Genomic DNA, 12,287 nt, shown 5'->3' on the forward strand with positions numbered 1-12,287 from the left:
AAGAACGCTATGAGCCATGTTGGCTTTCTGCAACGACCGCTGGGGCGTGTCGTCTATTGAAACCTATCTTTCCAGAATTTCCCTTGAGAATGTTCATCCCTCGCCCGTGGCGAACGACTTAATACGTCACCGGGTTTTCTGGGTTGGTCACGTCGATGACTTTAGCCTTGGCCTTATTTTCTTTGAGCTGTTGCAGGAAAATATTAGCGACTTCGTTTTTGAGTGCGGCTTTGTCTCCGTCTCCCCAAATCAGAGTTCGCTTGTTCGGTAAGGCAAGCTCCATGAAACCAGCTTGGGTAAGGGTCGCCGTTGACACCTGCTTGAGCACCTTTGGCTCCACGGTACTCAAAATGCCCGTCAACAGTTGAAATTTCTCGGGATCTTTCGTTTCATCTGATGCTTTGACGCGGGGAAGTTTGGTTTTATCTTTCTCGACAACCTTCTTCAGCTTCTCTCCAGACGAGGAAACAATAAATGAGTTCTTGCCGTCCACTAAGATCGCTACAGGTTCAGCTTCAACGACCTCAACTACGAGAGTATCTGGCATCTTTGCTCGAACAACTATTTCATCTACGGCCGGTTCATCACCGATTAGTTCCGCTACGCGCGACTCTGAGATTCGTGGCAGCGGCACCCCTTCCAAAGGGGCCAAGGCTTCAAGTAATTTTTTCTCGCTGACCAATTTGCTGCCGGTCACTTCGATTTTTTTCGCCGCAAGCAACGGAGAAAAACTCAGCACCAGCACGGCGGTAACACTCAAAGCCACAATGCTCGCGGCAATAATCAGTAGCAGCTTACGCCGCTTTTTCTCCGGACTCGCAGGAAGCTCGACTACCTTGGAATTTTCCATCACATTAACCTCCAGATTTAGTTGAAGGACAATGCGGCAACGATTTGCTCGCCCAGTTCGGTCACATCACCAGCACCGATGGTCATCACCACGTCACCAGGCTCCGCGTACTCCACCGCGTGGGCTACCGCAGCTAGTGGGGTGAGTACCTCGCTAGGTACTTCGATGCGCTGGGCGATGAGGTCGCTGGTCACGCCAGGGATCGGTTCCTCACGCGCAGGGTAAATCTCTAGCACCCTCACGCTATCTGCCAAAGACAGGGCTTGGGCGAACTGACGGTAAAATTCCTGAGTCCGGCTAAAGAGATGAGGCTGGAAGATGACGTGTAATTTTCCATTACCTGCCACCGCTCGGCCTGCCTTCAACGCAGCATCAACCTCGGTGGGATGGTGAGCGTAATCGTCATAGACTCGAACGCCATTGCCCGCGCCTTTAAATTCAAAGCGGCGAGCGGCACCAGCAAAGCTTCCCAGCGCCACTAAGGCTTCTTCAATCTCCAGACCCGCGTCCATGCCTACGGCTAGTGCCGCCGCGGCGTTAAGCAAATTGTGTTCCCCCGGCACCGCGAGGTTCAGTAAATGACTCTGACCGCTACCCCACTCGATGGTGGCCTCGAATCGGCCATTGTCCAAGGCCCGAGCGTTACTCAGTCGGCGATCTGCGTGATCCGCAAAGCCATAGGTCTGGATCCGCAATTCGGGACGTTGCTGACGCATCTTACGCGCAAGATCGTTAGCACCTTGGTCATCGGCGCAACAGATGAGCAGACCGTCTTCGGGTAGCAAACGGGCAAACTCTACAAAGGCTTGGTGGACCGCTTCGGCAGTGCCGTAGTGATCCAGATGGTCTGCCTCAATATTGGTGACGACGATGACATTCGGTCGGTAGTTTAGGAATGAGGCATCAGACTCGTCGGCTTCCGCCACGAAAATCTCTCCGCGTCCCAATTCTGCATTCGTACCGAGGCTTGGAATATTTGCTCCCACGGCGAAGGATGGCGCGGCCGATGCGGTTTTGAGCATGTGGGCGGTCAACGAGGTAGTCGTGGTTTTTCCGTGGGTTCCGGCGATTGTCACCACTTGCTGGTGTCCACGCATAGTCGCTTCGAGTCCCTCGGAACGGTGCATGATCTTCAGTCCACGGCGCAATGCTTCATCGTATTCCGCGTTGCCTGGTTTGATGATCGAGGAGATCACCACGGTGTCCGCGTCACCCAAATTTTGGGGGTCGTAGCCGATGTGGATCCGGGCGCCACGCTCGCGTAGGCCATCAAGGACCGGTAAATCCTTAGCGTCTGAACCCGAGACTGCTACCCCGTAATCCAAGAGCAGTCGGGCTACGGCCGAGACACCGACGCCGCCAACGCCCATCAGATGTACCTTGCCTAATTCGGCAATGTGGTTGCCTGGCTGCTGTGCCATGATTTAGCCTTTCTGGCCCGACGCGGAACGTCGGGATGAAACTTCGTCGATAATCATTGCTGCCATCTGTTCGGCAGCATCTCGTTGTCCCAGCGAAGCAGCAGCTTGCGACATCTGTTCAAGTTTATGCTGATCGGTGATCAAGTTCAGGACCGTGTCGGTGACATAGCCGGGAGTAAAGTCCGAGTTCGAAACCAGTAACGCGCCTCCGGCTGCTACCAGCGCGCTCGCGTTGAGTTTCTGTTCACCGTTGCCAATTGGCAATGGAACTAGAACTGAGGCGGTTCCCGCCACAGCCAGTTCACACACCGTGCCCGCGCCGGAACGGCAGATCATTAGGTCTGACGCTGCGTAAGCAAAGTCCATTCGCTCCACATACTCGCGTTGCGTATAACCGGCGTGTTCCAGTCTGTTTCCTTGCGCATCGGTGATTTGCTTCCCTCGCCCGGTGATATGCACTACGTGCACGCCTGCAGCGTGGAGCTGGTCAAGCGAAGCAACAATAGTCTCATTGATGCTCTGCGCTCCGGAGGACCCACCGGTCACCACCAGCACCGGCGACTGATCGGTTAGGCCAAAGTAGGCACGAGCCTCGTCACGAATCGCTGCCCGATCCATCAACGCAACGTTAGATCGCATCGGCATTCCAACCTGACGTGCGTTTGGCAATCCGGTATTAGCGAATGTGGTTCCGACACCCACCGCGTGTTTTGCACCCAACTTATTGGCCATACCTGCAACGGAATTTGCTTCGTGAACGAAAGTTGGGATGCCAAGCTTTTTAGCCGCTAGGTAAGCCGGAGTGCAGACGTATCCCCCGACTCCGAGCAATGCTTCGGCTTTGGTTTCCCGGAGTATCTTTTTTGCTTCATTGATTGCTTTGAGGAACCGGAAAGGAAACTTGAGCAGATCAAGGTTGATGCTTCGTGGCATAGGCGCTTTGGGGATTAGCGCTAACCGATACCCGGCTTCGGGAACCAGCTTAGTTTCAAGCCCGCCGGGGGAACCCAGTGCAACGATGTTTGCCTGTGTATCTTGCTGACGCACTGCATCTGCGATGGCCAGCATTGGCGAAATATGGCCGGCGGTTCCGCCTCCGGCAACGACCAGACGGATCGGATCACTCATGGCTTTTATACTCCTCGGGTCCAAGACCAGCGATTAGGCACAATCAACGTAAAACTTACTTTGGCGACTTTCCGGTGTCCGTAGCAAAGTTCGCTATGGCTGCGAGTTTTTGAGCACGTGCCGAACAAAGCACGAAGCCCATAGCTAGCATTACCGCAAGCATCGCCGAACCACCGGAAGAAATGAAAGGTAGCGGCACACCGATGACCGGTAGCAATCCACTGACCGTACCAAGATTGATGAAGGTTTGTCCGATGATCCAGGTGGAAATGCAACCCATCAATACCTTGGTGTACAAGTCATTGGCGCGCATCGCGATACGGAACATGGCCAAGGCCAGCAGTGCAAACATGCAAAGGACAAAGAGGACACCGACAAATCCGAATTCTTCGCCAAGAATTGAGAAGATGAAGTCGTTTTGCGCTTCGGGAACGTAGGACCACTTTAGTCGTGATTGACCAGCCCCGACGCCGAACCAACCGCCGGAGGCGAATGCGTGCAGTCCCATGCTGGACTGGTAACAGATTCTGTCATCGACTCCGCAGTCAATTTTCAACCATGCCAACACACGAGCACGACGGTTAGAGGACGCGAATACCAGCACCGCGAGCATGGCAAAGCCTGTAATGCCTGCCAGCGCCAGCCACTTCATCTTCAGCCCGCCAAGAAAAAGCGCGGTGGCGATGATCAAGATCAATACCAGCGCGGTACCTACGTCTTTTCCGGCTAACACCAGCAAAAGAATGGCGCCGCCGATTGGAAGGACGATCGGTACAAATAGGTGCTTGTAGTCGTGGAGCATGTTTTGCTTTTTTTCAAGCATAAATGCAGCAAAAACTGCCAACGCTAACTTGGCAAACTCACTGGGCTGCAGGCCGATGGTGCTGGTGATACGGATCCAGTTTCGGTTACCCAGAACCTCATGGCCGAGCGGAGTGAACGCCACGAGGAACAACAGTAGTACCGCCACGAGTGCGGCTGGCCAGGCCAGCCTTTTCAACGTTGCAGGTTTGAAAAACTGCATCGCTATCATCGCGACAATGCCTACTCCGGCAAACATTGCTTGGGATAATGCCACGGTGAAGCCATCATTTCCGCGAGCAATAGCCTCAACGGACGCCGAGGACTGCACCATCAGCACACCAAATATTGCCAAGGCAATCGAGGTGACGAACACCAGCATGTAGTCGATCGAAGCGGTGCGTGCACTGCCGGATTCGATGTTGCCGATGAGCCGACCGACCGGGGAGAACTTTGGCTTTCTATTCTTGGTTTTTTTGCCACGTGCTGTTGCCATCATTGCCTCCCGTCCGGTCAGATTGCTTACTTAGTTCCTGCGGTTCCCTCATCCATGAGATCACTGACAGCGCTGATAAATGCGTTGCCACGCTGGGCGTAGGAACTGAATTGGTCCATCGAGGCAGCTGCCGGTGCCATCAATACTGTATCCCCGGCCTGCGCAAGTTCTGCAGCCTTGCGCACTGCTTGGGTCATCACCTGCGAGCCTGTCGGGGCCATGTCCGTGGCAGCTTGTCCCAGCGCGGTGATGTCTACCAGCTCGACGTCACTAGCGTGTTCGGCCAGTGCCGCACGCAGTGAGTCGTTATCGGTACCAATCAGCAGTACGGCGCGTAAACGCTGTGCATGAGTTCTAATCAGCTCGGTGTAGTCCACACCCTTAGACAGTCCGCCTGCAATCCACACCACCGAGCTAAATGCCGCAAGTGAGGCGTTAGCCGCGTGCGGGTTGGTGGCTTTTGAATCATTGATCCACAAGATGTCATTGCGTCGCGCGACGGCTTGAATACGGTGAGCACCAGAATCAAAACCGCTCAGACCCTTGGCTATTGCCTCGGCTTCAACCCCATACGCGCGGGCCAAAGTAGCGGCCGCGGCGGCGTTGGCTGCGGTATGCTTCGGAACGATTTCGCCGATATCGCTCAGCGCCACCAGTTCTAAGGCTTTGCTCCGGCGCTCTTCGATAAATGCGCGGTCCACCAATAGGCTTTCAACGATCCCTACGGTGGAAACGGCTGGGCTGTCGGTGGAGAAGCCGATGGCGCGGCATCCTTCGATGACATCCGCGTTCTCAACCATTTGAAGCGTCTTGGCATCTGCGACGTTAAAGATCGCGGCGACTTGGGTTCGCTCATAGATTTTAGCTTTGTCCGCCTGGTAGGCCTCAAAGCCGCCATGCCAGTCCACGTGATCTTCGGCGATGTTCAAGACGACTGAGGCCAAAGGAGAGATGCTGTGGGTGAAGTGAAGCTGGAAGCTCGATAGTTCAACAACAAATACGTCGTAGTCCACCGGTTCACGAACCGCATCCAAAATGGGGGTCCCTACGTTTCCCACGGCGATGGCACGTAACCCGGCAGCCTGCAAGATCGCTTCGGTCATGCCTACGGTCGTAGTTTTACCGTTGGTACCGGTGATCGCTAGCCACTGTGGCGCAGTGCGCCCTGCACGGTTCTGCACGCGCCAAGCAAGTTCAACATCGCCCCAGATTTCGATACCGGCTTCTGCCGCCGCCGCCAATACTGGGTGGCGTGGATTCCAGCCCGGCGAGACCACCACGAGATCCGGCGCGCCGCCGTCAACCTGTGGCAACGAGTCAATATGTTCGGTACCGAGCAACACCTGATGCGCTCCGACAATTTTCAGTGTCTCGGCACGCTGCGAGTTGATCTCGTCATCACGTCCGTCGATGACGGTGACTATGGCGCCAAGCTCGATCAGCGTGTCGGCGGCGGAGAATCCGGAGAGTCCCAGACCCGCAACAACAACGCGCAGGTCTTTCCAGTTTGCATCCCAGCTGGTCAGATTGGCCAGTTTTTCACTCACAGTGCGACAACCCATTCGGAGTAGAACAGACCCAGTCCGGCTGCCACAAAGAGACCGGCCAGAATCCAGAAACGAATAACAACATTCTCTTCGGACCATCCGGAGAGCTCAAAGTGGTGCTGCAACGGCGCCATCTTGAAGACGCGCTTGCCACCGGAAAGTTTGAAGTAACCAACCTGGATTATCACCGACAATGCGATGATGACGAACAAGCCAGCAATGACAACCAGCAACAGCTGGGTGCGTGAGAGGATCGCCATCGCTGCCAGGGCGCCACCAATAGCTAGCGAACCGGTATCACCCATGAAGATCTTCGCTGGTTTTGCGTTCCACCAGAGGAAGGCGATCAGTGCGCCGGAAATCGTTGCACCGAGCAGTGCTAGATCCTGCGGATCACGCACGGTGTAGCAAACTTCCATCGCGTTATCGCGGCCACAGGCCTGATTCTGTTGCCAGATACCAATGAGCGTGTAAGCGCCGAACACCATAATGGAAGCACCAGTCGCAAGACCGTCAAGACCGTCAGTGAGGTTCACACCGTTGGTGGTCGCGGTGGAGATGAAGTTGGCCCAAAGCACAAAGAGAATCAGGCCCACCATTGGTCCGGCGAATGCTAGGTCAATGTTCAGATCGCGCAGGAATGAAATCGCCGTTGACCCAGGAGTTAGCCCCTGGGAGTTAGGGAACTGCAAGGCAAGAACTGCGAAGCTGATGCCAACAATTGCCTGCAAGATGATCTTCTGGTAGGCACGCAGTCCCAAGGATCGCTTCTTGGCGATCTTAATGAAGTCATCCAGGAAGCCGACAAGTCCCATACCGCCGAACAATAACAACACCAGCAAGCCACTGGCGGTAATCCCCGAGGAAGTACGCCCCATCAGACCTAGGATGCCGTGGGTGAGGAAGTAAGCAACAAAGACCGCAAGGATAAAGACCACGCCACCCATGGTGGGGGTACCGGACTTCACCGAATGTGAGTTTGGTCCGTCGTCACGCACCACTTGTCCGTACTGCTTTTTGGTCAGTAACCGGATGTACAGCGGCATGGCCACCATGGTCAGCACTAAGGCAATGCCTGCGCCTAGAATCAATGCGATCATGCGTCTTCGCCTTCTTTCACAAGTGCTGCGATGTCATCACCTAGGTGTCGTAACCCGGCGCCATTTGAAGATTTGAACAAAACTATGTCGCCGGGCAGAAGCTGCTCGGCAAGCTGGCTACGTGCTTCTTCGATGGTTTCCACGAAGTAGGCTTCATCGCCCCAACTGCCTTCGAGCACCGCGGAGTTATATGCCAGCTTTGCGCCCCAGCCAATCACCAACAACTTTTTGATGTTCATCCGTACCGCAATGCGCCCCAGAACATCATGCTCATGCCGGGATTCGTCCCCGAGCTCTAGCATTTCGCCTAGGACCGCCCAGGTACGCCGGGCAACACCTTGCTCGTTCGGAAGTCCTAGTTCGGCCAGCGTGCGTAGTGCGGCGCGCATGGACTCTGGATTCGCGTTGTACGCATCGTTAATGATGGTGACTCCATCGGCGCGCTCAATGCGTTCCATCCGCCACCGGCTGCCGGCAGTGAGCCCATCAAGGGTTTGTGCAATCAAGGCCGCTTCGATGCCTAATTCAGCCGCTGCACCGGCAGCGGCCAAAATATTCGAGACATGGTGGCGTCCAAGCAGACCTGAGGTGATTCGCTGGCTGTAACCATTGGAAAATTCTAGAGTTAGTTCAGGCTGACCATCGGAGTTGACAACCACATCCTCAGCCCAGACGCTCACGTTCTCTGGTTTATTGCTGACGGTACCGAAGTAACGTACCGCTCCCCCGGAGCGCTGCGCCATACGTGCGACTCGTGAGTCGTCATAGTTCAGTAGAGCGGTCCCGGAAGCGTCTAAGGCTTCAACAAGTTCACCCTTGGCCTTTTCAATATTTTCCACTCCACCGAATTCCCCGGCGTGTGCGGTGCCTACACAAAGCACCACCCCGATCTTCGGGTGCACCATATCGGTGAGGTAAGTCAGGTGTCCAATACCGGTAGCGCCCATCTCGATCACCAGGTACTTGGTGTCTTCGGTGGCACTGAATACGGTCAGCGGCACTCCGACTTCTCCGTTATAGGAGCCAATCGGGGACACCGTCGGCGCAACCTTGGACAAGATGCTTGCCAAAAGGTCTTTGGTGGTTGTTTTGCCGGCTGAGCCGGTAATCCCGATGACCACCGCGTCGTTTTTCTTCTTCAGATACTCAACGATGTGTGCAGCGATCTGACCCATCGCTTCGACCGCGTCATCGACAATAATTGCCGGATGCTCGGCTCTTTGCTCGTCGAGAGTGACACGTTCGGCTAGAGCCAACGTGGCGCCGCTGGACAGGGCCTTGTCAATAAAGGCGTGCCCGTCAGAAAATTCGCCGGGCTTAGCAACAAAAAGGGCTCCGGGAAGCACGTCACGCGAATCGGTAGTAACCGATGAGATGACGGTGGATGGGGCGACAGAAGCTGTCGCGCGACCCCCGGTGATCGCGAGCAGGTCGGAGAGAGACAAATCAATCATGGCAATTAGGACTTTACACTTGAGCGGCGGGTGAGGAGGACTTCTGTGAGCTAGTAAATGGTCACAAATCCATGAAGCTTTAGCGCATTGGCCAGTTCGACGCGGTCATCTAACTCAACGTCAATACCGGCGACGTCTTGGCTAACTTCGTGTCCGCGACCGGCAACGAGTATCGCGTCTTGCACTCCAGCCAAACTCACAGCGAATTCAACGGCTTTAGCGCGTGGCGCGATGTTGAATAGCTGCACCGCTGCACGTTCAGCGTCGATCACGGCTTGCGCGCCGGCGGCAACCTGTTCGCGAATTGGTTCTGGATCTTCCCCATGCGGGTCATCATCGGTGACAATGACGATGTCTGCATGGCGCGCCGCCACGGCGCCCATGTCCGGGCGCTTGGTTTTGTCACGATCGCCGGTGGCACCGAAAACGATAATTCGACGTCCTTGCCCGGTGACGCGCATCGATTCCAAGGCCTTGGCGATGGCATCGGAGTTATGCGCGAAGTCCACTACTGCCACGGGTGACTCGCCGATGACTTGCATCCGACCTGGAACCGATACCGACAGCGGGTCAGCTTGCTTCAGTGCTTCCTGGAGCTGTTCTAGAGCAACACCGCTGGCCAGCACCATCACGGTTGCCAGCGCCGCGTTGGCGACATTAAAGAGTCCCGGCAGGCCGGTGCGGGCGTGAAATTCGCGTCCATCGCGATGCACGATAGTGAACTGATATCCTAATACGCTGGGCGCGATGTTCACTACGTGCCAGTCGGCATTGGTATGTGCATCAAGGCTCAACGACTCGGTGGGAATTGAAGCGTTCTGCGCCAGTCGCTGTCCATAGGAGTCATCGACCATCACCACTGCACGCTGGCTATGGCCCGAGGTAAACAGTTGCGCTTTGGTCTGGAAATAATCTTCCATCGAACCATGCAGATCGAGATGGTCCTGGGTGAGGTTGGTATATCCGGATACGGCAAACTGCAATCCGTCTACCCGCCCGTAACTCAGCGAATGGCTAGAAACTTCCATAGCCACCGTAGAAATTTCTTGTTCATTCATTCGTGCCAGGACACCATGCAGCTGGGTCGCCTCGGGGGTAGTGAGCACGCTAGGGATAATCTGACCGCGAGCAGACATTTCAATGGTGCCTACAAGACCTGCATGTAATCCGAGGGCCTCGGTAATCGCCCGAATCATAAAGGTTGTGGTGGTTTTGCCATTGGTGCCGGTCACCGCTAACAATTCGGGGCAGTTCTTCGCTGTACCGTAGACCATGCTGGCGGCGCGAGCTGCAATTTTTCGCACATCGCTGACTACTGCCACCGGAATCGACGCCGGTTCGGCCAACAGGTTGAGGCCCGCCTCATCGGTGATCAGCGCGACGGCTCCATTGGCTAGGGCGGTGTCTAGGAATTCTGCACCGTGACGTTTTGCACCCGAGATGGCTAGGAATACGTCTCCGGGTTGAACTATCTGTGGGTTCAGGCTCACTCCGGTAATGGGTTGCTTGTTAGAAGCCCCATGAGCGGTTGCAGCGAGAGGTTCTAGCAACTGATCAAAGTCGATTCCTTTGACCGTGCTAGGTCGCAAATGATGTTCCAGCTCGCGTGGCGTGCCTGATTCCTGAACTACCAAGGTTTCTTTTGTTCCTTACCAACGAAGACGTCATACGCTTCTGATTTTGTGGAGCTTGGTGGCACGTTGTAGGTGTTGAGTACGTGACTCATTACTTCAGTAAACGTGTCGGCGACCGAAAAGTTTTTCCAGCTACCCTGCGGACGGTACATGGTTGCCACCACAACGTACTGTGGGTCATCCAGTGGTGCTACGCCTGCGAAGGAATAGCTGTACCCGTCATAGCCCTTATCACTTGCGGCCTGTCCGGTACCCGTTTTACCGCCTACGCGGTATCCCGGTATCTTCATTTTAGTACCGGTGCCCGATTCCACGACGCCTTCCATGATCTTCAGCATCTCTTTTGCTGTCTCTTTCTTCACAACGCGGCTCGTTTTTGACGGATCCGGTTCGGTTACGCTTCCATCGTCGTTTTTATAACCTTCGATGAGGCTCGGTGCGATGCGCTCTCCACCGTTGGCTAGAGTCTGGAAAATCGAGGCGGTGTGCAGGACGGTTTGCGAATAACCTTGGCCAAACATCGTGGTGTACTGCTGGCGGCGATCCCAATTTTCTGGTTTCGCCAGCTGTCCAGCGCTTGCACCGTTTAGTCCAAGGTAAATCGGGCTTCCTAGCCCAAACTTACGCATGTAGTCATAGCGTTGTTTTTTGGTCAGCTTGTTTCCGACCATCACGGTACCGGTGTTGTAGGAACGAGCAAAAACTCCGGCCGCAGTCATATCGAACGTGTCGTGTGGCAAGGAGTCGTTAATAGTCTCCTTGGTGACTGTGTACTTGTTCGGAACACGGAGCTCGGTCTTTGGGGTTACCGCTCCCTGATCAATTGCCGCAGCAAAAATTGCAGCTTTGCCGGTGGAGCCTGGCTCAAAAGCCCGGGTGATAGACACGGAGCGACGAAACTCAGGGTCGGTGGCACCTGGGTCATTGGGATCTAATTGAGCAGAGTCACCAATGGCAAGGATCTTGCCGGTCTTTACTTCCTGAACGACTACCGATACCCATTGGGCATTAAACTGCTTCTGCTTCTTTTCGGCCTCACGCTGTGCCACATAGTTCACATCGGAGTCGATGGTCAGCATGACGTCTTGGCCGTTAACCGCTGGGGTTTCTTCAACCTCGGTGACCGGTATGCGGACGCCGTCGGCACTGACCTCAATCTTGCGACTGCCTTCGGTTCCTTTAAGATGCTTTTCTTGGCTTAGTTCTAAGCCTTCAGCACCCACCACGGATGTTTGATCCTCAGAGTTTCGCACAAAACCTAGGAGCGGTCCGGCGATCACGCCTTGTGGGTACTGTCGTTCGCTACGTAGCAATGGGGAAAGGCGTGGGATGCCGACTTCCATCACTTCGTTTTTAACTTCTGGAGTGACTCCCTTGGCCAGGACCACGTAGCCTTTGGGTTTGGCACCGTCCTGCGGCTGAACGGAAGTGGCAAGCTCTGCTGGATCCTGGTCAAGAATCTGGGCTAGTTCCTTGACCGCCTGATCCCAACCAATGAACTCGCTACCGTTGGTGCCATCGCGCTTTGCGCGGCGGAATTGATCTCGCTGGTCTCGCTGGTCAATAACCAGGTCGTAACGGTCAACGCTGACCGCCAACAACGTACCGTTGCGATCAACGATAGAACCACGGGTCGGCGCGATAACTTCTTCGCGCTGGCGGTCTGCCTGCGCGGCATCGGCGACCGTCGAAGCGTTAATTCCCTGTACCCAAAACAATCGGCCCGCGATTGCTAGGAGCGCTGCCAAAGATAAGATGAGCAAAAAACGCATGCGCTTTTTTGCTGTGTCCAGTGCGGTCGAGCTCACGGTGATACTCAGTCCCCTCAACGTGGTTTCTTGACAGCGAGAATTACC

At 55.1% G+C, this 12,287-nt stretch carries 9 protein-coding genes; all 9 read right to left on the reverse strand.

The window, feature by feature from the left end:
• Window positions 1–118: 118 nt before the first annotated feature.
• The gene (locus ACX5K5_RS10320; protein ID WP_442346400.1) at window positions 119–760 is read right to left on the reverse strand and encodes a cell division protein FtsQ/DivIB; all 642 of its coding nucleotides are present in this window, start codon (window positions 758–760) and stop codon (window positions 119–121) included.
• Between the two features lie 107 nt (window positions 761–867).
• Window positions 868–2,271, reverse strand: coding sequence for a UDP-N-acetylmuramate--L-alanine ligase (gene murC / locus ACX5K5_RS10325; RefSeq protein ID WP_096257129.1), 1,404 nt, complete (start codon window positions 2,269–2,271; stop codon window positions 868–870).
• A gap of 3 nt (window positions 2,272–2,274) precedes the next feature.
• Window positions 2,275–3,399 carry an undecaprenyldiphospho-muramoylpentapeptide beta-N-acetylglucosaminyltransferase gene (gene murG, locus ACX5K5_RS10330; protein WP_096257130.1) on the reverse strand — a complete coding sequence of 375 codons (1,125 nt, stop codon included), beginning with the start codon at window positions 3,397–3,399 and terminating at the stop codon, window positions 2,275–2,277.
• Window positions 3,400–3,454: 55 nt separating this feature from the next.
• Entirely contained in the window at window positions 3,455–4,696 is a 1,242-nt protein-coding gene (locus ACX5K5_RS10335) for an FtsW/RodA/SpoVE family cell cycle protein (RefSeq protein WP_240520563.1), read from the reverse strand.
• Window positions 4,697–4,722: 26 nt separating this feature from the next.
• Entirely contained in the window at window positions 4,723–6,258 is a 1,536-nt protein-coding gene (gene murD, locus ACX5K5_RS10340; RefSeq protein WP_459174358.1) for a UDP-N-acetylmuramoyl-L-alanine--D-glutamate ligase, read from the reverse strand.
• Window positions 6,240–7,343 (reverse strand): phospho-N-acetylmuramoyl-pentapeptide-transferase, encoded by a 1,104-nt coding sequence (gene mraY / locus ACX5K5_RS10345; RefSeq protein WP_096257133.1) that lies wholly within the window; start codon window positions 7,341–7,343, stop codon window positions 6,240–6,242. Before mraY ends, murD begins: the two co-directional genes overlap by 19 nt.
• Window positions 7,340–8,797, reverse strand: a complete 1,458-nt coding sequence (locus ACX5K5_RS10350) for a UDP-N-acetylmuramoyl-tripeptide--D-alanyl-D-alanine ligase (protein ID WP_441663919.1) — start codon at window positions 8,795–8,797, stop codon at window positions 7,340–7,342. The genes mraY and ACX5K5_RS10350 overlap by 4 nt, the downstream gene beginning before the upstream one ends.
• A 50-nt stretch (window positions 8,798–8,847) precedes the next feature.
• Window positions 8,848–10,431, reverse strand: a complete 1,584-nt coding sequence (locus ACX5K5_RS10355; RefSeq protein WP_459174359.1) for a UDP-N-acetylmuramoyl-L-alanyl-D-glutamate--2,6-diaminopimelate ligase — start codon at window positions 10,429–10,431, stop codon at window positions 8,848–8,850.
• Entirely contained in the window at window positions 10,425–12,239 is a 1,815-nt protein-coding gene (locus ACX5K5_RS10360; RefSeq protein ID WP_229677105.1) for a peptidoglycan D,D-transpeptidase FtsI family protein, read from the reverse strand. Before ACX5K5_RS10360 ends, ACX5K5_RS10355 begins: the two co-directional genes overlap by 7 nt.
• Between the last annotated feature and the right edge of the window lie 48 nt (window positions 12,240–12,287).

It is taken from the genome of Glutamicibacter bergerei (assembly GCF_054495185.1).